The organism is Mesorhizobium sp. WSM4904, from assembly GCF_029674545.1.
Lineage (GTDB): Bacteria > Pseudomonadota > Alphaproteobacteria > Rhizobiales > Rhizobiaceae > Mesorhizobium.
Map to the genome: position 1 here is coordinate 1,977,254 of NZ_CP121354.1, position 20,333 is coordinate 1,997,586.

Consider the following 20,333-nt stretch of genomic DNA (forward strand, 5'->3'; position numbering starts at 1 on the left):
GCGGCGCCCTAGCTTCCTAGACCGCCGAGATGACGTTTTCATGCCGGCGCGACCGCCGAGGGGGAGGAGAGACTGGCTGTCCACAGGGCCTTACCTACCGGTCCAGGGGCCACAACAGAACTGTCACATACCTTCTCTAAGAGAGCGGGCAAGGACTGCGCAAAACCTTGTCGAACTGCCACTCAAGAGGGAAAAACCATGACCATCATCAAGCGGGGCTTCGCTGCCCTTGCCGCCGGCGCGCTCAGCACCGCGCTCGCGGTTCCTGCCTTTGCAGAGCCGGTGAAATTCGATTTCTGGTTCGGCCTGTCGGGCGATCTCGCCCGTGTCGTCGATACGCTGTGCAAGAACTTCAACGCCTCGCAGTCTGATTATGAAGTGGTCTGCACCAGCCAGGGCAACTACGACGCCACGCTGCAGAACACCATCGCCGCCTTCCGCGCCGGCAAACAGCCCACCGTCGTCCAGGTCTATGACGTCGGCACCGCCACCATGATGTTGTCGGGCGCCTACAAGCCCGCCGACAAGCTGATGGAAGAGAACGGCTACAAGATCGACTACAGCGACTATTTCCCCGGCATCGCCCGCTACTACGCGACCTCGAAGGGCGAGATGCTGTCCTTCCCGTTCAACTCGTCGACGGCGCTGATGTACTGGAACAAGGACGCCTTCGCCAAGATCGGCAAGACCGAGGCGCCGAAGACCTGGGAAGACGTCGGCGCCGACCTCAAGGCGCTGAAGGACGCCGGCTATGATTGCCCGATGGCAATCAACATCTCCGGCAACGAAAGCTGGCAGTTGATGGAGCAGTTCTCGGCCATCCACAACCAGCCGATCGCAACCAAGAACAATGGCTATGACGGCCTCGACGCCCGCCTGGAGATGAACAAGACAAAGTTCGTCCAATACGTCACCGACCTGAAGAAGTGGTATGACGACGGTCTGATCAAGATCAAGTCGAAGGACCTCGGCCAGGACATGGTGCAGGCCTTCGCCACCGGCACCTGCCAGGTCATCATGACCTCGGTCGGCGACCACGGCACGGTTGGCAAGACCCAGAAGGAAGGCATGAACTGGGATGTCGCCGAGCTGCCGGTCTATGCCGGCACCGAGCGCAAGAACTCGCTGGTCGGTGGCGCTTCGCTGTGGGTGCTGTCCGGCAAGTCGGACGCCGAATACAAGGGCGCGGCCGCCTTCCTCAACTTCATCCACGACCCCAAGACGGCTTTGTTCTGGTCGACCAACACCGGCTACATTCCGGTGACCAAGTCGGGCTTCGAATACATGAAATCCAGCGGCTTCTACGACAAGGCCCCCTACAAGGGCCGTGAAGTGGCGATCGCCAGCCTGACCGCCTCGGAGCCGACCGAGATCACGCGCGGCATCCGCCTCGGCAACTTCACCCAGATCCGCGCCGAATTCGGCACGCAGATGCAAGCGATCTTCGCCAACAAGGAGAGCGTGCAGGACGGCATCGACGCGCTGGTCAAGAACGGCGACGCCATCCTCGACCGCTTCCAGCAGACCTATCCGAACAAGACGCTGCCCTAAGCAGTAGACATTTTGAGGCCGCCCGTCGAAACTCGACGGGCGGCCGTTTCATATCCGAACCAGGCATCGTCGGCGGATCGATGGAAAAACGCGTCACTTTCGGCAGATGGACGATCGGCATCCTGTTCGCGGTGCCGCAGCTCCTCCTGATCTTCACCTTCTTCTATTGGCCTGCCGGCCAGGCGGTCTACTGGTCGCTGACGTTGCAGCAGCCCTGGGGCGGCGGCAACATCTGGGTCGGCCTCGACAATTTCCGCTCGATCCTCGCCAATGCCGACTATTGGAATTCGATCACCGCCAGCATGATCTTCGCCGGCATCAGCACGGGCCTTGCGATGATCATCGCGCTGGTCCTCGCCGCCTTGACCGACCGGCAACTCGCTGGCTCATGGCTGTATCGCGTCGTGCTGATCTGGCCCTACGGCATCGCGGCGCCGGCTCTGGCGCTGGCGTTTCGTTTCATCCTGGCGCCGGAAGCCGGTTTCATGGCCGCTGTCAACAAGTTCTGGCCCGGCTTCTGGGATCCCGGCCTCAACGGCGCCGACGCCATGGCCTCCGTCATCATCGCCTTCTCGTGGAAATATGTCGGCTACAATTTCATCTTCTTCCTGGCCGCCCTGCAGGCCATCCCGCGCTCGCTGATCGAGGCGGCGGCCATGGACGGGTCAGGCGTCGTCCGCCGCTTCTGGGACATCCAGTTCCCGCTGATCACACCGACCATCTTCTTCCTGCTTGTCATCAACATCACCGAAAGCTTCCAGGATTCCTTCGGCATCGTCGACATCATGACCGCCGGCGGCCCGGCCAACGCCACCAATTTGATGGTCTACAAGATCTATTCCGACGGCTTCAAAGGGCTCGATTACTCGGGCGCGGCTGCGCAGAGCATCATCCTGATGCTGCTCATCGTCCTGCTGACCATCGTCCAGTTCCGCTTCATCGAGCGGCGCGTGCATTATCGTTGAGGCGGCCATGGTCGAGCGCACCCCGATCCTCAACTTCTTCACGCATCTTATCCTGTTCGCCGGCTTCGTATTCTGCGTGGCGCCGTTCGTCATCGTGGCGATCGCGGCCTCGCACAATCTGAAGGACGTCAACGACGTGCCGATGTCGCTGCTGCCGGGCAGCGATTTCTGGGTCAACATCAAGACGGCGTGGACGACGGCCGATCTCGGCCCGAAGCTCTTCAACTCCTTCATCATGGCGTTCGGCGTCGCCGCCGGCAAAGTGATCGTGTCTGCGCTGACGGCCTTCTCGATCGTCTACTTCCGCTATCCCGGCCGCATGCTGATCTTCTGGCTGATCTTCATCACGCTGATGCTGCCGCTCGAAGTGCGCATCGTTCCGACCTACGCGGTGGTCGCCAACGTGCTCGATCCCTATCAGGCGATCATGGATCTGACGGGGCTTTCCTGGCTGATCCAGAAGATATCGGGGGTTCAGGTCCAGCTCAGCCTGGGACTGCTCAATTCCTATAGCGGCCTGATCCTGCCGCTGGTCGCCACCGCCACCGGCACATTCCTTTATCGCCAGTTCTTCCTGACCGTGCCGGACGAATTGACCGAGGCCGCGCGCATGGACGGCGCCGGCGCGTTGCGCTTCTTCGTCGATATCCTTCTGCCGCTGTCGCGTAACAACATGGCGGCGCTCGGCACCATCATGTTCCTGTGGGCCTGGAACCAGTATCTGTGGCCGTTGCTCATCACCACCGACCAGTCGCATGCGATGGCGGTGACAGAGCTGAAGCAGCTCATCCCCAACGTCGGCGGCGCGCCGGAATGGCATATCGCCATGGCCGGCACGCTGATCATTATGGTGCCGCCGATGATCGTGGTGGTGCTGATGCAGCGCTGGTTCGTGCGCGGCCTGATCGCCACCGAAAAATAGGGAGACGATAAAAAATGGCCTCCATTGTCATCCGCGACGTCCGGAAGAGCTATGCCAAGATGCAGGTCGTGCACGGCGTCAACCTCGATATCAGATCCGGCGAGTTTGTCGTCATCCTCGGCCCGTCGGGCTGCGGCAAGTCCACACTGCTTCGCATGATCGCGGGGCTCGAGGAGATCTCCGACGGCGCGATCGCCATCGACGGCACCGTGGTCAACAAGCTCGAGCCGCGCGAGCGCGGCTGCGCCATGGTGTTCCAGAACTACGCGCTCTATCCGCATATGAGCGTTGCCCAGAACATCGGCTATTCGCTGAAGGTGGCCGGCGTTCCCGCCGCCGAACGCAACCAGCGCATCCAGGCCGTCGCCCGCATCCTGGAGCTCGAGCATCTGCTCGACCGCAAGCCGATGGCGCTCTCCGGCGGCCAGCGCCAGCGCGTCGCCATGGGCCGCGCCATGATCCGCGAGCCCAAGGTCTTCCTGTTCGACGAGCCGCTCTCCAACCTCGACGCCAAATTGCGTGTCCAGATGCGCTCGGAGATCCGCAAACTGCATCGACGGCTCAATGCCACCTCCGTCTTCGTCACGCACGACCAGGTCGAAGCGATGACGCTGGCCGACCGGCTGGTGGTGATGAATGGCGGCCGCGTCGAGCAAGTCGGCACTCCGGTGCAAGTCTACAGTAGGCCGGCGAGCCGGTTCGTGGCGACCTTCGTCGGCGCGCCGGCGATGAACATGCTCGAAGGCACGGTCACGCTCGACGGCGTGTCGCTGCTCGGCGACAGCCGCAAGCTCAACGTTTCACGCGCCGGCCTCCCGGTCGGCTCGAAGGTCGCGGTCGGCATCCGGCCGGAGGCCGTGCGCATGGTGGCGCCGGGAACGCCCGGCGCGCTGGCCGCGACGGTGGACCTGGTGGAAGAGCTCGGCGCCGGCCGGGTCGTCTATGTCGATCTCGACGGCGCGCCGTTCTCGGTGGTGACCTCCGAGACCGTCCATCCCGAGCCCGGTAGCGCCATCGGGCTGCAGTTCGCGGAGAGCGACCTGCATTTCTTCTCTTCGGAGACCGGAAGCCGGCTCGACGTGTTCAAGGCTTCGGTGCCGGAGCCGGCTCTGTAATCGCCGAGGCAGTCTGCCCAAATTCGCAAGAGGGTCCGGAATGAAGATCATCCAGGTTACCGACGTCCATCTCGGCGGTCGGGGCGAGGTCCGCTACGGCGTGAACCTGCATGAGCGGCTCGACCGCTGCATCGACCACATCAATGCCCGCCATGGCGACGCGGCGCTCTGCATCTTCACCGGCGACCTGACCGAGTCGGGCGAGACCGAAAGCTATGCCGACCTGAAATCGGCTCTCGGCCGGCTCTCCGTGCCGTACCGACTGCTGCCCGGAAACCACGACCGCCGCATCAACCTCGTCGCCGCCTTCCCGGAAAACGGAACCGACCGCAACGGTTTCGTGCAATCGGTCTTCGATACGCCCGAGGGCCGGCTGGTGTTCCTCGACAGCCTGGCCGAGGGCCGCGTGACCGGGGAATTGTGCGACGATCGGCTCAGCTGGCTGGACGCCAGGCTTGCCGAGGCCGAGGGCAGGCCGGTCTATCTGTTCCTGCATCATCCGCCGGTCGAGCTCGGCTTGACCATTCTCGATCCGCTCGGTCTCGAACAGCCGCAGAGGCTGCTCGATGTGCTCGTCCGCCACGGCAATGTCCGCTACATCTTCTTCGGCCATGTCCATCGCGACATTGCCGGCACGGTCGCAGGCATTCCGTATTCGGCGCAACGTGGCCTGCATGCCCGTTTCATGCTCGACTTTGTCGGCGACGAAGTGGTCGAGCAGGCGCCGCCCGCCTATTCGATCATACTGATCGATGGCGCACGCGTCGTCATTCACAGCCACGATTTCCTGGAGAACTGGCCGCTCTGGTCGCCGGGGACAGGCGAGCGCGTGCGGTAGATCACCCGAGCAACAGTGTGGGCATTCCCCGTCCTTCGACCAGCTTTACCGCTCTCCTATCGAAGGACACGAAGGTTCCACCACCGAGCCACTGACCGTCGAATGCGATCACGCCATCCGCGAAATCGCCCCCGGCGTCGAGTATAGCCAGGCCCGCTTCGATCGTCGGTCGGTTGATCACGACGTTGCGCATGTCAAGGATGCGGTGGATCGAGGCGGATATGTCAGCCCGCGCAACCCGGTAACTTCTATCCAGCACCCAAACAAACTCGCAGAGCGCTTGAACGCTGATCGCGACCAACTCGGCCCCTTCCAAGGTCTCGGCTGCTGTCCGTTGTTGCGCTACGTCATCGCCGACGACAAGGCGCAATAGCACGTTCGTGTCGAGGCTGATCTTCACTCGCGCTCGACCCCGCGCATCCCGCCCGAAGCGCCGGCGTCGGCGATAGCATCGTTGATCTCCTCGATCGAAAGCCGTGCGCCGTTCGTCTTGCCCTTGAGCATCCCGCTCAGCTTTTGCCAAGAGCCCTTGCCCTGGTCGGCTTTCAACTCCGCCCGCCCGCCAGGCAGAAGATCAAGCCTGATCTTGTCTCCGGGCTGGATGCCGAGGTGCTTGAGCACCTCCTTCCGGAACGTGACCTGGCCCCGTGCCGTAACTGTCAATGTCGTCATGATGAGGCCTCCAAAGGCTAAAAATAATGCAGAAACGCATTATTTCAAGGTGGAGTTCAAGCAAACACGTGCGCCTTGCCTATGACGGTGAGGCGCACGATCTCGCCGATCGCCGGCGCGTCCATGCCCGTCTTGCGCAGGATGAGCGGCGTGTTGCCGATGGCCGCCGCATCCGGCGGGTCGGGGCTGTTGAGCAGCCGCACCGCGATTGTGCAGATAGAGCCGGCGAATTCGGACCCCGTCACTTCGCCGAACAGCATGTCCGGCGTTCCCGACATGCCCTCGCGCGAAGTTCGTTTGAGCAGCACCTGCTCGGGCCTGAGCATGATGCGGGCGACGTCGCGCCGCTCGGCCGTGTCGACCGCGATGCGGCCGAGCGGCGAGATGGCAAAGCCGTCTGCGATCTTGGCCGGCACGATTATGGCATCGCCGAGGAACTCGGCAACCATCCTGTCCTTGGGCTGGAAATAGAGCTCGCGCGGCGTGCCGACCTGCGAGAACAGGCCGTCGCGCATGACGGCCACCTGGCTGGCGAATGACAGTGCCTCGGCCTGGTCATGGGTGACCAGGATGGTGGTGATGCCTGCCTCTTCCAGAAGCTCGGCAACTGCCTTGCGCATGGATGCGCGCAAGCCGGTGTCCAGCGCCGAGAACGGCTCGTCGAGCAGCATCAGCCGCGGCTTCATGGCCATGGCGCGGGCAAGTGCGACGCGCTGCTGCTGGCCGCCGGAGAGCTCGTGCGGCCGGCGCTTGAGGACCGCCTTGTCGAGGCCAACGATATAGGCGAGCTCGACGATGCGCTCCATGCGCTTGTCCTCGCCGCGCGACATGCCGAAACCGATATTGTCGGCGATGGTGAGATGCGGGAAAAGCGCGCCGTCCTGTGCCACCACGCCGATGCCGCGGCGATGCGCCGGCACGGCTGCGCCGCCATTGGCGAGCACCTTGCCGTCGAGCGCGATGCGGCCGCGATCCGGCGCTTCGAAGCCGGCGATCAGCCTGAGCAGGGTGGTCTTGCCGCAGCCGGACGGCCCGACAATCGCGGTGCGGCTGCCGCTTTCGACGGTAAGGTCGACGCCGGCGAGCGCGGCCACCTTGCCGTAATATTTCGCCACGTCGTTGAGTTCGAGGAAGCTCATCGTCCGGCCATCCGCTTCGACTGGACGTAGAGCATCAAGGTCATCGGCAGCGACATCGCGACCATGATCAGGGCGTAAGGCGCGGCGGAGGCGTAGTCGATCTCGCCGCTGTAGGACCAGAAAGCCATCGCCAGCGTGCGGGTGCCGTTCGGCGCCAGCATCTGGGTGGCGGTCAATTCGTTGGTGATGCCGAGCGCCACCATCGCCATGCCAGCCGCCGCGCCCGGCGCCGACAGCCGGATGGTCGTCGCCCACAGCGCCCTGAGCGGCGGCCGGCCGAGACTGGAGGCGGCGCGCTCGAGCTCCACCGGCGCCTGCGCGATCGAGGCGCGCAGGCTGACCAGCGCGCGCGGCAGGAACATCAGCGCATAGCCGAAAAGGATGGTGAAGAGCGTCTGGTAAAGCGGCAGCGCGATGCGCACGGTGATGGTCACCAGCGCCAGCGCTATGACGACGCCGGGCAACGATCCGACGATGTAGTTGCAGCTCTCGAGCAGGCGCTGCAACGGGCTTGGCGCGCGGATCGAGATCCAGGCCATAGGCATCGCGGCAACGGTGGCAAGCAGCGCGCCGGCGATGGCGAGGAACAGCGTCTGGCCGAGCGCCAGGCCGATTTCGTCCCAGCGCCAGATATCGGCGCCGCCGGCGAGCAGCCAGCGGCCGACGGTGACGAACGGCACGCCGAGCGTGAGCAGCGCGGTGATGGCGGGCAGCAGCAGGCAAGGCAGTGTGGCGTGGCCGAGCCGGACACGCTGCTGCTGGCGCGCCGCGCCGGAGCCGACGCGCGCATAGCGCTCTTCGCCGCGCACGACGACCTCCACGGCCAGCAGCACGAAACAGCAGGCGACCAGCACGGCGGCGAGCATGTTGGCCGCCGGGCCGTTGAAGGTCGACTGGAACTGGTCGACGATCGCCGTGGTGAAGGTGTCGAAGCGGATGAAGACAAAGAGGCCGTATTCGGCAAGCAGATGCAGGCCGACCAGCAGCGAGCCGCCGCAGATGGCCAGCCTCAATTGCGGCAGCACGACACGCGCGAAAACGCGCCACGGGCCGAGGCCAAGGGCGGCCGCCGCATCTTCCAGCGCCGGGTCGAGGCGGCGCAGCGCCGCGGCTATCGGCAGGTAGAGGAACGGAAAATAGGCGATGACGGAGACCAGCACGCCGGCCCAGAGCCCGTGCAGGCCGGGCACGAGACTGATCCAAGCGTAGCTATGGACGAAAGCAGGAATGGCGAGCGGCGCCACCGACAGCCACGACCACAGCCGGTTGCCGGGCAGGTCTGAGCGCTCGATCAGCCAGGCGAGCGCCACCGACAGCACGATGGCGACCGGCACCGACACGACGACGAGCAGGATGGTATTGACCAGGAGCTCGCCGACACGCGGCCGGAAGATCAGTGCCAGCACCGTTCCCCAGCCGGTCTGGATCGCTGTCCAGACGATGAAGGCGAGCGGCAGCAGCGCGATCAGCGAAACGAGGGCGGCGGCAAGCGTGATCCATGACGCGGACCGCCGGCTCTGCCTTGCGGCAGCCGGCAGGCCTGGACGCGTGAGGTGGATCGCGGACGCCATCAGAAGGAATGTGCCGCCTTGAAGCTATGTGATGGACCGCCGATGCGGCCGGGAACGCAGATGATCGTCATCGACGAGGCCATCTCCAAAACAAAAGCGCCCCCGCGGAAAGCGAATTCCCGCAGGAGCACGGTCGGTTGTCCTTTTAGGACGAACGCGAACTAAAGCAAGCCGGCTTGCGTCATCAGATCGATGACCTTCTTGGAGTTCAACTTCACCGGGTCGACTTTCGGCGCCTGCAGGTCGGTGAGCGGTACCAGCTTCGGGTTGGACTCCTCGCCCTTGCCGACCGCGTATTCATAGGATGTGCCGGTCTTCAAGACCTCCTGGCCGCCCTTGCCGGTTACCCATTTCAAGAAGGCCTGTGCTTCCTTCGGATGCTTGCTCGAGGCCAGAACGCCGCCGCCGGAGATCGACACGAACGCGCCCGGATCCTGGTTCTTGAAATAGTGCAGGCCGACGCTCTTGCTGTTCTCGCCGGTCTTTGCCTGATCGCCGAAATAGTAATAGTGGTAGATCACGCCGCCATCGATCTCGCCGGCATTGACCGCCTTCATCACCGTGCTGTTGCCCTTGTAGGCGGTGGAGTTCTCCTTCATCGCCTTCAGCCAGTCCGCGGTCGCGGCCTCGCCCTTGAGCTCAAGCAGGGCGCTGACGATGGCCTGGAAGTCGGCGCCGGACGGCGAGGCGGCCCAACGGCCCTTCCAGCTCGGATCGGCGAGGTCGAGCAGCGACTTGGGCAACTGGTCTTCCTTGAGCTTGTCCTTGTTGTAGGCAAAGACGGTGCTGCGGGCGGCGACGCCCACCCACTTGCCGCTCGAGGGCTGGTATTCCTGCGGAACCTGGGCCAGCGTGTCGGCATCGACCGGCGCGAACAGGCCGGCCGCCTCGACCAGCGCCATGGCGGGCGAATTCTCGGTCAGGAACACATCGGCCGGCGATGCGGCACCCTCGGCGACGATCTGGTTGGAAAAATCGCTGTCGCCGCCATTGCGCAGCGTAACCTTGATGCCGGTTTCCTTGGTGAAGCCCTTCGCCCATTCCTTGGCGAGGCTCTCATGCTGGGCGTTGTAGACGATGATGCCTGCATTCTCGGCCAGGGCCGGCGCGACGACCAGGCTGGCTGTCAATGCAACAGCACCGGCAAGGGTGGAAAGAGCATATTTCATGGCATGGTCCTTGATCTTCGTGATCCGCCCCGGGAGGCGACTGCACCTATCAATACCTGATAGCGGTAGTCAACATTGTGAAGGTGGCTCATTCCGTCGCGGGGGCGTGAAAGCCGGCGCCACGTGGACAATGCCATGTGATTGGGTGTCACGGAACCTGCGGAGCGCTGGCGGTCCCCGATGGCCATTCGTTGTTTCAAGCCGAACAACCTCCGGCCGCACGGGGCCCGCAATACCGGGTCCCGTGCGACGCGGTCGCCGGGCGAATGCGGTCAGAGCCGTTCGGCTCGTATCTTCAGGATCTGGTACAGCAGCTCTCGGATGCGCCGCCAGATCGTCAATGGCCTGGGCATGGCTCCGCCTCTCGTTCGTGCAATCCTTGAGCCGCAGGTTCAGGTGAGCTGCGCGGCCAGCGCCACTCCGACCAGCGAGGTGCCGATCCCTGCCGCACGGATGGCCGCCGGCCGGCTCCGCAACGTCAGAGCGGCCAGCACTCCGGTCGCGTGCAAAGCCGAGGTGCTGGCGAGGAAGCCGATCGCATAGGCCATGCCGCTAACCGTCTCCGGAATCTCGAGCCCGTGGGCGTTGCCGTGGAAGAGGCCGAAGAGCGCCATCAGCGTTGCGGCGAAGGCAAGCGGAAACGGCCTGGCGAGCGCGACCATGGCGCCGAAAAACATCAGCGACAGCGCGATCCCAGTCTCCAGCGACGGCAAGCCGATACCGGCGATCCCAAGCGTGGCCCCCGCGACCATCGCCGCCACGAAACACGCCGGCACGAGGATGGCGGTCTTGCCGCCGGTTCGCGCCGCAATGATGCCGACCGACAGCATCGCAAGCAGATGGTCGATGCCGGCCAGCGGGTGTTGAAGGCCGCTCAGAAGGCCGTGGACATGAAAGCCCCCGCTGTGAGCGAAGGCCAGTGACGGTGTGAGAGCGGCCGCGGCCGCCGGAGCAAGCCTGGTGAGAATCGAAAGCATTCTGTTCATCGGTCTGAACCTGTCTGAGAGGGGAGGATCCGGGTCAAAACCGGCGTTCACTGTCCGGGCATAGCGATTTCGGCCGCCGCGGACCTGTCGATCAGAAGTCGTGCCTCGCTGAAATCGAGAGGCCGCTGGCCATTGCCGTCATGGTAGACGAATGCCAGGCGGCGCCGGTGTGACGTCAGCTTCGCGGGCAGCGGGTTGTAGGTCACGCCGGCGCCACCGATCAGCGGCATCACGGCGCCGACATCGACGATATCCTGCGTCTCGACCCGCAGCAGGTGCAGCCGCCGGCCGTCGGTGGTTTCGCCGAGGAACGGAATGCCGGCGAGCCGCAGAAAACTGGATGGATCGGGTGCCCGCGCGAACCCGTCGAGAAAGGCTGTCTCAACGAGATCGAGATCGGTCGCGCGCGGGTCGGCCGGCTCGGGCGCATGCTCGCGCGGCAAATGCGGCGTCTGCCACTGCAACGGCTTGCCGGCCGGCCCGTTGTGGCCGACGGCGTGCGGATGGTGATGGTGGCCGGTCGGGCCGTGATGGTGGTGGCCTTCGCCATGATCGTGGCCGTGGTGATGTTGGTCATCGTGCATCGTCAAAAGCTCGCCGGCTTGTCGATGATGGATTTGTGCTTGCCCAGCGTGCCATGGGCGACCATCGAGCCGAGCGTCTCGACGACGACCCGCACACCGAACAGCGCGGTGATGTCCGAGGTGTCGTATGGCGGCGAAACCTCGACCACTTCCAGCCCGCAAATGCCGGGCGCCGAGACCAGCCCGAGCAGCTTCAGCGCCTCACGCGGCAGGAAGCCGCCGGGCTCGGGCCAGCCCGTGCCTGGCACGAAACCACAGTCGACGCTGTCGACGTCGAAGGAAATATAGACGGCGTCTGCGTCCTTCCACGCCAGTTCGAGCGCGATCTCCGCCGTCTTCTCCAGGCCCATCTGCTCGATGTCCGAAATCGTCAGCACGTTGGTGCCGCGCTTCCTGGCCTCTGCCACGCCATAGCGGGGCACCTGCCAGCCGCCGATGCCAAGCTGCACCAGATTGGTGGCCGAGACGTTCGGCAGGTTGGTCGCCCAATACCAGGGCGTGGTGTGCATGCGCTCGTCGAGATCCTTTTCCTGGATATCGATATGGCGGTCAAAATGGATGATGCCGATACGTTTCGAGGTGACGTCGGCGATGCCGCGCACGCAAGGAAACCCGATCGAATGATCGCCGCCCAGCATGATCGGCAGCGCGCCCGAGGAAGCGACATGGCTGACGCCCTTGGTGATCTGGTCGAAGCTCTTTTCGAGATTGGCCGGAATGGTGAAGACGTCGCCAGCGTCGCACAGCGTCATCTGCTCGCGCAGGTCGACGCCCAGCTCGTAGTTGTAAGGCGTGTAGAGTGCCGAGATGCGACGGATGCCCTGCGGCCCGAAACGGGTTCCCGGACGGTAGGTGGTGCCGCTGTCGAAGGGAATGCCCATGACGGCAGCGTCGTATCGGCCGACATCGCGGACATTCTCGACATAGGGCGCCTTGAGGAAGGTGTTGATGCCGGCGAAATGCGGCAGCTCGCCGCGCGCGAAGGTCGGGATTGACTTGTCGGTGATCGAATCCGATCCGGGCAGGCCCATGTCCAGCGCCCATTGCTGTTCCTTGCGCCAGCCGTCCTCGGGCAGCTTTCCTTCCGCCTCGATCGACTTCCAGCCCTGCGTCTCGCGGATCTCGAAGTTGGGATGATGCAGGCGCTGGCGCGGCTGGCGATCAAATAGCCCGGCCCGGCGGTGCCGGCGCGCTGGAATGTCTCTGTGCATGAAAAACCTCCGTTACGACGCCGTCGTCGCGATTGCGCTGTCCAGTCGGGTCGTCCCGACCATCGCGGCCACTTCGGCCACGTCTCGTGCGGAAGCCCGGCTCTTGCGGTCGAGCTTCAGATCGTAGGTGATCGTCGCGCCGTAGGCGGACGGAAACTGGGGATCGTGGCGCACCTTGTCGAAGACAAGCACGCGGGTACCAAGCTTGAAGGCCTCGCCGATGTCGTGGGTGACCATGACCACGGTCATGCCGTGCTCGTTCCACAGCTCGGTAAGCAATTCGTGCATCTCGACGCGGATGCCCGGATCGAGCGCCCCGAACGGCTCATCGAGAAGCAGGATCTGCGGCCGGCCGAGCAGGGTCTGGGCAATCGCCAGCCGCTGCTGCATGCCGCCGGAGAGCGATGCCGGATAGAGGTCGCGCGCATGAGCGAGGCCGACGCGCTCCAGCATGGTTTCGGCCTCCTGCCGCGCGCTTCTGCGCCTGGCGCCAAAGACGCGGCCGAAAGGTCCGCCGGAGCGGAAGTCCTCGACCAGCAGCAGATTCTGCAGCGCGGTCAGATGCGGAAACACCGAGTAGCGCTGGAAGACGATGCCGCGCTGCGGCGTCGGTTCCGGCACGATCGGCCGGTCTCCGATGACGACCACGCCGCCGCTCTGCTGCTCCTGGCCGAGCAGGATGCGCAGGAAGGTCGATTTTCCGCAGCCGCTGGCGCCGACCAGCGACAGGAATTCGCCGGGCTCGGCGGTGACGCTCACGCGCTCCAGCACGCGGGCATCGCCGTAGCTCTTTTCCAGGCCGTGGACGACGATGCGGCTCATTTGCCCGACCCCGGATGTGCCCAAGGGGAAACCATGTGCGAGAGCCGCGCGAGCAGCCAGTCGGTGGCGACGGCGAGCAGCGTTATCCAGACGACGTAGGGCAGGATGACGTCCATCGACAGGTAGCGCCGAACGAGGAAGATGCGGTAGCCCAGCCCCTCGGTCGAGGCGATGGCCTCCGCCGCGATCAGAAACAGCCAGGCCGGTCCGAGCGCCAGCCGCACGCAGGTGATGAGGCGCGGCATGGTTTGCGGCAGCACCAGCCTCAGAACCATGGTCCAGCTGTTGCCGCCGAGCGTCTGTGCCTTGGCGATGAGCTCGGGTGGCAGTTCTATGACCCGGTTGGCGATGTCGCGCACCATGACCGGCGCCACGCCAATGGCGATCAAGGTGATCTTGGCCGTTTCGCCGAGGCCGAGCGCGATGAACAGGATCGGCAACAGCGCCAAGGGCGGGATGACGCAGACAACGGTGACGAAGGGCAGGAGAAACGCCCTGACGCGCGGGATGAAGCCGATGGCGACGCCAAGCAAGAGCGCCACCAGCGTCGCCAAGCCGACGCCCGCGAACAGCCTGACCAGGCTGGCATAAGTGTCGGCCCACAGGATCAGGTCGCCGGAGCGCTTGTCCGGCACGGTCGCCAAATCGAAGAACGCCGACCACATCTGTGCCGGGGAGGGCAGCAGCTTGTCATTGGCGTTGACGGCCAGCCGTTGCGCCGAAGCGGACAGATAGGCCACGGCAACGGCCGCGAAGGGCAGCGCGCCAAGCAACACCGCTCCGCCACGCGAGACCGTGGCGTTGATCAGGCGAAGCCGCGTCTTCGGCACGCTGGGGGGCGGGCTGGCTGTGTTCGCGCCCGCCCCGGCTTGCATGGCACCGGTTCCTCTGGCCAGCATGACGATGGGTCCTAGAGCGTTCCGGCCGCCGCCTCCGCCATGAAGGCCGGGTCGAACCGCAGCTTGACGTTTCCGGCATCGCCCAGCGTCGAGCCGTCGGGGAAGCTCATGCCGATCACGTCGACAGTGGGTGCATTGGTGCCCAGAATGCCGTGGCTGAACAGGAAGTTGCGGACGAGATCCATCGTCTTGGGCAGTTCGGCGCCCTTGGTGAACTCGACCGCCTTGGCCGGCTCGAAGAACATCGCCGTCGACGCGAGCTGAGCATCGAAGCCGGCAAGATCGGTGCCGGACGCCTTGGCCATCTCTTGCTTGGCCGCTTTGCCTTCGGGCGTGCCGGAGGTCATCAGGGCCATCGCTTCGTACCATGCGCCGACGAGCGCCTTGCCGAGAGCCGGATTGTCCTTCAGCGTCGCGGTGTTGACGACCATCAGGTCGATGATCTCGCCGGGGATCTGCGTCGAATCGAACACCTTGTGAGCGCCCGGCATGGCGACGATCTCTGAGACCAGCGGATTCCAGGTGACGACCGAGGTGACGTCGCCGGTGCCATAGGCAGCGACCATGTCGGCATCGGAGGTGTTGACCACGGTGATGTCCTTCTCGGCGAGCCCGACCGTATCCAACGCGCGCGCCAGCAAGTAGTGCGAGACCGAGAGCTCGACGAGGTTGACCTTCTGGCCGGCAATGTCCTTGAGCGCGGTCTTGTCCTTGAGGATGACGGCATCGTTGCCGTTGGAGAAGTCGCCGACGATCAGCGCGGTGGTGTCGACGCCGCCTCCGGCGGGGATCGACAGCGCGTCCATATTGGTCATCGAGCAACCGTCGAAGCCGCCGGCAGTGTACTGGTTGATGCTTTCGACATAATCGTTGATGCGGGTGATCTCGACGTTGATGCCATATTTGTCAGCCCATTTCTTCATGATGCCGCTGTCGGCGAGATAGCCCCATGGCATCCAGCCGACATAGATCGACCAGCAGATCTTGAAGTCTTTCTTGGGCGCCGCTTGCGCGGCCGGGATCAAGGGAAGGCTGAGTGACGCGGCCAGGATGATTGCAGCCAGCTTGCGAAGCATTGCGTACCCCTTTTTGCGGTCCGGATTGCGTCCGGACTTTTGTTGGGGTTCACGGAGCGCGCATCCGGGAGAGGTTCGCGCCAGCAAACCCGTGCAGGGTTCTCCCGGGATTTTGGCCCGCCGTGTTCCGCCGGATGCCTCAATGCATCCCTGGCGGTTGCGTCTCTCGGACCAGCACCGTGATAGACACGGCCGGAACCCTAGACGCTCTGCACGCCAGTTACGAAGCAAGGGCCATGCCAATCTGAAAGGCACCGGCCCGAGGCTGTTTTCCCGGGTTCCGAAGTCGACCGCAGCATGCCTATGGCGCAAAAATCATCGCAGCGCCGCCGAAATAAGCAGTATCGTGTCGTGCAACCGTCTCGGATGCTGCATGGGCCGCGCCTTTTCGCGAAACTTAAAAGGCGCGGCGGTCGTCGCAAACTTTCGTGATTTTCCGGCACTTTGGCTTGGACATTATTTCGCCGGCCACGTAACAAACCGGGGCCGAGACGCGAACATCGGGGGTAAACTTCTTGTGACCGGCAAGGACGAAGCCGAACTTTCCCGGCTGCTCAGGGCCGCGATCGCGGGAGACGAAAGGGCTTATGCCGACTTTCTGCACCGGATAGCCGCTCTCGTTCGCGGCTTCGTCCGGCGCAAGATCGTTCAGGGCGGGGTCGACCCCGAGGATGTCGTGCAGGAAACCTTGCTGGCCATTCATGTGAAACGGCATACCTGGCGCGAGGACGCTCCGGTCCTGCCGTGGGTCTACGCAATCGCCCGCTTCAAGCTGATCGATGCCTTCCGCAGGCGGGGCCGGCGCATCGAGGTCGAGATCGACGAGATCGCCGAGACCTTCGCCGAGCCGGAGGCGGAGACGGTCAGCGAACGCGACATAAACCGGGCGCTCGACGGCCTGCCGCCTTCGCAGCGCTCGGTGGTTTCCTCGATCTCGGTCGACGGCCACTCGATCGGCGAAACGGCGGCCAAGCTCGGCATCAGCGAGACGGCGGTGCGCGTTTCGCTGCATCGCGGCCTTGCCGCGATCGCCAAAAGGTTCGGACGACAATGACATGAGAACCGAGGATCTCATCAAGGCGCTGGACGCCGATGCCCGCAACAAGGCGATGCCGCTTGGCAGGGCCTGGTGGCTGGCCGTCGGCGTGGCGGTGGCGGTCGCGGCGGCGGTCTTTTTCATGACCATCGGCCCACGCCCGGACATCATGCCGGCCATGCATACGATGCGCTTCATGTCGAAGTTCGTCTTCACCCTGGCGCTCACCGCTGGTGCGTTCGCCTTGATCCGGGCGCTGTCGACGCCCGGTGCGGCGAGCAGGCGGGCAAAGCTGTGGATGGCCGCCACCCCCGTGCTCGTCGTGATCGCGGTGATCCTGGAGCTTTTCGTCGTGCCCGAGGCCGAATGGGGCAGGCGGCTCGTGGGCTCCAACTGGATGATCTGCATGAGCTTCATCCCGCTGATCGGCATCGGCCCCCTGGCGATCTTCCTCGGCATGCTGCGCTACGGCGCGCCGACCCGGCCGGTGCTGGCCGGCGCGGTCGCGGGCCTTTTGGCGGGCGGATTGGCGGCGACCTTCTATGCCGCGCATTGCTTCGACGATTCGCCGCTGTTCGTCGCCACCTGGTACACGATCGCGATTGCCTTCCTCACCGCGCTCGGCGCGCTTGGCGGGCGGTTTTTCGTCCGCTGGTAGGGTTGCACACCGATCCTTAATCATACCGGCAATTGTTTGCCGGTTAGCGGAGTAGCCGCCGCCGCTCATGCAACCATTCCTTAAAATCGATCCGCCAGGGTTGCGGCAACGCGCAGCGGCGCATTGGGTGGGATCGCATTTGTGGCGTGGTTGAGTTGGAAAGGTCCGCGGGCCGGCAAGCGCGCCGTGCCCGTCTTGATGGCAACGGGGCTCGTTGTCCTGACTGCATCGATCCTGTTGCCGGCGCTGGAACTCGGCTCGGACGCGCTGAAGATCTGCCTGCAGATATCCGTCGCCGTCACGGCCGTCACGCTGTTTGTCTCGGCGCTGTTCATCCGCAAGATCATCGACGACCGCCGGCAGATTGCCGAGAGCGAGCAACGCTTCCGCCGGGCCATGGAGGATTCGGCGATCGGCGTCGCCATTGTCGGCCTCGATGGCCGCATCGTTCAGGCCAATCCCGCCTTCGCCGACATGCTCGGATACACCCGCGCGGAAATCGAGGCGCTGACCTTCTTCCAGATCACGCATCCCGACGATCTGCAGATCGGCCGTGAGACGATGACGAGCCTGAAGGAAGGCAAGATCCATTCCTTCCATTTCGAGAAGCGGTATCTGCGCAAGGACGGCACCCCGGTGTGGGCGCAGCTTGCCGGCTCGGTCATCCGCGAAGAGGTGACGGGCCACCCTCTCTATCTCGTGTCGCAGATCGAGGAGATCGATGCGCGCAAGCAGGCCGAAGCGCGCATCGCAGAGGCGGAGACGCGTTGGAACTTCGCGCTGACCAGCGCCGGACAGGGCGTCTGGAGCCTGGATATGCGCAAGGGCGGCACGACCTATTCCGAAACCTGGGTGAGGATGCTGGGTTATGCCGATGGCGAGCTCGATGGCGACCCCGACCGCTGGCTGACGATGATCCACCCGGACGACCGCGAGCTTGTCGCCGAGGCGGAACGCGCGCACCTTGCCGGCGAGACGCCTTTCTTCGAGGCCGAGTTCCGGATGCGCCACAAGGACGGCCGCTGGGTCTGGATCCTCGATCGCGGCAAGGCGATCGAACGCGACGGCGAGGGCCGGCTGATACGCGCCATCGGCAGCCTGACCGACATCACCCAGCGCAAGGAAGCCGAAGAACGCCTCAAGGTTTCCGCGGCGATGCTGGCCGACGAAAAGGAACGGCTCAGGGTGACGCTGCAGTCGATCGGCGACGCGGTCATCTGCACCGATGCCGCCAATCGCGTCACCTTCATGAACCCGGTCGCCGAAAAACTGACCGGCGTTGCCGCCGGCGAGGCGCTGGGCAGGGTGCTTGGCCATGTCTATTGGCCGGTCGACGAGGAAACCGGGCAGAGGATCGGCTTGACGCGACCTTCGGCAGCCGATCGCCATGACAGCGACCAGAATACCCGCGCCGTTCTCATCCGGCGCGATGAAACTCGCTGCAGCATCCGCCAGGTCGTGTCGCCGATCATGAACGACCGCAACGATTTCTGCGGGCTGGTCATCGTCTTCCAGGATTTCACCGATGCGCGCGCCCTGCAGCGCCAGCTGGCCTACGCCGCAGCCCACGACGCGCTGACCGGGCTCGCCAACCGTTCGAGCTTCATCCGCACGATGGAGGAGCTGGTCGATCAGTGCCGGCTCCATGGCGGCGAGCACCAGTTCATGTTCGTCGACCTCGATCATTTCAAGGCGGTCAACGACACCGGCGGTCACGCGGCGGGCGACGCGCTGCTGAAGCGCGTGGCCGATGCGATCCGCAACGTGCTTGGGCCCGAGGACATCGTCGCCCGTCTCGGCGGCGATGAGTTCGCGGTCGTTCTGAGGTCAGGCGCGCCGGCGCGGGCGGCGATCGCGGCGCGCTCCATCATCGATGCTATCCGCAACCTGAACTTCAGCTGGGACGGCCGTGCGCATTCGATCGGCGCCAGCATCGGGCTCGCACCGATCCGCGCCGGCTGCGGCGAGGTGGACGAGATCATCGCCCGTGCCGACACTGCCTGCTATACCGCAAAGGCGGCCGGCCGCGGCTGCGTTTCGGCAGCACCGGACGAAGTCTCGAAGGTCGGGGCGACGCCTCTGCCGCTTGCCGCGGCATCCTGAAAGCCGCGCGGGAGGGCGTTCAATCGCTGGGCTCAGCGCGTCGGCACCGGATGGTCGCCGCGATAGTCGTAGAAGCCGCGTCCGGTCTTGCGACCCAGCCAGCCGGCCTCGACATATTTCACCAGCAGCGGGCAGGGACGGTATTTCGAGTCCGACAGGCCCTCATGCAGCACCTGCATGATCGACAGGCAGGTATCGAGGCCGATGAAGTCGGCAAGCTGCAACGGACCCATCGGATGGTTGGCGCCGAGCCGCATGGCGGTGTCGATGGCGTCGACAGTGCCGACGCCCTCATAGAGCGTGTAGATCGCCTCGTTGATCATCGGCAGCAGGATGCGGTTGACGATGAAGGCCGGGAAATCCTCGGAGACGGTGATCGTCTTGTCGAGATGGTTGACGAAGGCCTTGGCCGCTTCGAAGGTCTTGTCCTCGGTGGCGATGCCGCGCACCAGCTCGACCAGCTTCATCACCGGCACCGGGTTCATGAAATGTATGCCGATGAAACGCTCCGGCCGGTCGGTTTGCGCGGCGAGCCGGGTGATCGAGATCGACGAAGTGTTGGTTGCCAGGATCGCTTCCGGATTGAGCTGCGGGCAGAGCTGGGCGTAGATCTTGCGCTTGACCGTCTCGTCCTCGGTCGCCGCCTCGATCACGAGGTCGGCAGCGGCGAGATCGGCCATGGCGGAGGCCGCCGAGATGCGCGCCATCGCCTCGTTGCGCGCCTTTTCCTCGAGCTTCCCGGAACCGACCTGGCGGGCCATGTTGCCGCTGATGGTGGCGATGCCCTTCTCGATCCGGTCTAGCGACAGGTCGTGGATCAGGACCTTGTAGCCGGCCAGCGCCGAGACATGGGCGATGCCGCCACCCATTTGACCCGCGCCGACAATGCCGATCGTCTCGATCTTGCTCATACCTACCCCATCCCGTATCGAGCACTTCCGCTTCTTCGAAGCACGGAAACGCTCCTCTCTCTTTGTTTGTCGCAACTCCGAAAAGCCGCTACGCACTTTTCCTGG

General features: G+C 64.5%; 20 protein-coding genes and 1 riboswitch. Of the genes, 8 read left to right on the plus strand and 12 right to left on the minus strand.

The features are described 5' to 3' along the window. Nucleotides 1-198 precede the first annotated feature (198 nt). The 5 genes from QAZ47_RS09380 (at nt 199) to QAZ47_RS09400 (ending at nt 5,391) form a co-directional block, all read left to right on the plus strand. Nucleotides 199-1,551, plus strand: a complete 1,353-nt coding sequence (locus QAZ47_RS09380) for an extracellular solute-binding protein (protein ID WP_278233043.1) — start codon at nt 199-201, stop codon at nt 1,549-1,551. Between the two features lie 80 nt (nt 1,552-1,631). Further along, the gene (locus QAZ47_RS09385) at nt 1,632-2,516 is read left to right on the plus strand and encodes an ABC transporter permease subunit (RefSeq protein WP_278233044.1); all 885 of its coding nucleotides are present in this window, start codon (nt 1,632-1,634) and stop codon (nt 2,514-2,516) included. Between the two features lie 7 nt (nt 2,517-2,523). After that, the gene (locus tag QAZ47_RS09390; protein ID WP_278233045.1) at nt 2,524-3,438 is read left to right on the plus strand and encodes an ABC transporter permease subunit; all 915 of its coding nucleotides are present in this window, start codon (nt 2,524-2,526) and stop codon (nt 3,436-3,438) included. A gap of 14 nt (nt 3,439-3,452) precedes the next feature. After that, nucleotides 3,453-4,553 (plus strand): sn-glycerol-3-phosphate ABC transporter ATP-binding protein UgpC, encoded by a 1,101-nt coding sequence (gene ugpC / locus QAZ47_RS09395; RefSeq protein WP_278233046.1) that lies wholly within the window; start codon nt 3,453-3,455, stop codon nt 4,551-4,553. Nucleotides 4,554-4,593: 40 nt separating this feature from the next. After that, nucleotides 4,594-5,391: a phosphodiesterase gene (locus tag QAZ47_RS09400; protein WP_278233047.1), complete on the plus strand. Its 798-nt coding sequence runs from the start codon at nt 4,594-4,596 to the stop codon at nt 5,389-5,391. A gap of 1 nt (nt 5,392) precedes the next feature. Here QAZ47_RS09400 and QAZ47_RS09405 read toward each other — a convergent pair whose 3' ends face one another. The 11 genes from QAZ47_RS09405 to QAZ47_RS09455 all read right to left on the minus strand — a co-directional run bounded on the left by QAZ47_RS09405 (nt 5,393) and on the right by QAZ47_RS09455 (nt 15,520). Beyond that, on the minus strand, nt 5,393-5,791 hold the full coding sequence (locus QAZ47_RS09405; protein WP_278206457.1) for a type II toxin-antitoxin system VapC family toxin: 399 nt from the start codon (nt 5,789-5,791) through the stop codon (nt 5,393-5,395). Beyond that, nucleotides 5,788-6,063, minus strand: a complete 276-nt coding sequence (locus tag QAZ47_RS09410) for an AbrB/MazE/SpoVT family DNA-binding domain-containing protein (protein WP_278233048.1) — start codon at nt 6,061-6,063, stop codon at nt 5,788-5,790. Before QAZ47_RS09410 ends, QAZ47_RS09405 begins: the two co-directional genes overlap by 4 nt. Before the next feature lie 56 nt (nt 6,064-6,119). Further along, a complete protein-coding gene (locus QAZ47_RS09415; protein ID WP_278233049.1) occupies nt 6,120-7,202 on the minus strand; it encodes an ABC transporter ATP-binding protein in 1,083 nt (360 codons plus the stop codon). Next, complete coding sequence (locus QAZ47_RS09420) at nt 7,199-8,773, minus strand: iron ABC transporter permease (protein WP_278233050.1); 1,575 nt, start codon at nt 8,771-8,773, stop codon at nt 7,199-7,201. The genes QAZ47_RS09415 and QAZ47_RS09420 overlap by 4 nt, the downstream gene beginning before the upstream one ends. Nucleotides 8,774-8,934: 161 nt before the next feature. Next, on the minus strand, nt 8,935-9,942 hold the full coding sequence (locus tag QAZ47_RS09425; protein ID WP_278233051.1) for an iron ABC transporter substrate-binding protein: 1,008 nt from the start codon (nt 9,940-9,942) through the stop codon (nt 8,935-8,937). Between the two features lie 392 nt (nt 9,943-10,334). Next, the gene (locus QAZ47_RS09430; protein ID WP_278233052.1) at nt 10,335-10,919 is read right to left on the minus strand and encodes a HupE/UreJ family protein; all 585 of its coding nucleotides are present in this window, start codon (nt 10,917-10,919) and stop codon (nt 10,335-10,337) included. A gap of 56 nt (nt 10,920-10,975) precedes the next feature. Next, entirely contained in the window at nt 10,976-11,512 is a 537-nt protein-coding gene (locus QAZ47_RS09435; RefSeq protein WP_278206463.1) for a hypothetical protein, read from the minus strand. 2 nt (nt 11,513-11,514) lie between these two features. Further along, complete coding sequence (locus QAZ47_RS09440) at nt 11,515-12,723, minus strand: agmatinase family protein (RefSeq protein WP_278233053.1); 1,209 nt, start codon at nt 12,721-12,723, stop codon at nt 11,515-11,517. A 12-nt stretch (nt 12,724-12,735) separates the two neighbouring features. After that, nucleotides 12,736-13,545: an ATP-binding cassette domain-containing protein gene (locus QAZ47_RS09445; RefSeq protein WP_278206465.1), complete on the minus strand. Its 810-nt coding sequence runs from the start codon at nt 13,543-13,545 to the stop codon at nt 12,736-12,738. Further along, nucleotides 13,542-14,420 (minus strand): ABC transporter permease, encoded by an 879-nt coding sequence (locus QAZ47_RS09450; RefSeq protein ID WP_278206466.1) that lies wholly within the window; start codon nt 14,418-14,420, stop codon nt 13,542-13,544. Before QAZ47_RS09450 ends, QAZ47_RS09445 begins: the two co-directional genes overlap by 4 nt. A 35-nt stretch (nt 14,421-14,455) precedes the next feature. Next, complete coding sequence (locus QAZ47_RS09455) at nt 14,456-15,520, minus strand: putative urea ABC transporter substrate-binding protein (protein ID WP_278206467.1); 1,065 nt, start codon at nt 15,518-15,520, stop codon at nt 14,456-14,458. 99 nt (nt 15,521-15,619) lie between these two features. Further along, nucleotides 15,620-15,735, minus strand: a riboswitch (guanidine-I (ykkC/yxkD leader). A 302-nt stretch (nt 15,736-16,037) separates the two neighbouring features. Here QAZ47_RS09455 and QAZ47_RS09460 point away from each other — a divergent pair. The 3 genes from QAZ47_RS09460 (at nt 16,038) to QAZ47_RS09470 (ending at nt 19,317) form a co-directional block, all read left to right on the plus strand. Continuing rightward, complete coding sequence (locus tag QAZ47_RS09460; protein ID WP_278206468.1) at nt 16,038-16,574, plus strand: sigma-70 family RNA polymerase sigma factor; 537 nt, start codon at nt 16,038-16,040, stop codon at nt 16,572-16,574. A gap of 1 nt (nt 16,575) precedes the next feature. After that, on the plus strand, nt 16,576-17,214 hold the full coding sequence (locus QAZ47_RS09465) for an NrsF family protein (RefSeq protein WP_278233054.1): 639 nt from the start codon (nt 16,576-16,578) through the stop codon (nt 17,212-17,214). A 186-nt stretch (nt 17,215-17,400) separates the two neighbouring features. Continuing rightward, nucleotides 17,401-19,317: a PAS domain S-box protein gene (locus QAZ47_RS09470; protein WP_278233055.1), complete on the plus strand. Its 1,917-nt coding sequence runs from the start codon at nt 17,401-17,403 to the stop codon at nt 19,315-19,317. Nucleotides 19,318-19,349: 32 nt separating this feature from the next. Here QAZ47_RS09470 and QAZ47_RS09475 read toward each other — a convergent pair whose 3' ends face one another. After that, nucleotides 19,350-20,228: a 3-hydroxybutyryl-CoA dehydrogenase gene (locus tag QAZ47_RS09475; RefSeq protein WP_278206472.1), complete on the minus strand. Its 879-nt coding sequence runs from the start codon at nt 20,226-20,228 to the stop codon at nt 19,350-19,352. Between the last annotated feature and the right edge of the window lie 105 nt (nt 20,229-20,333).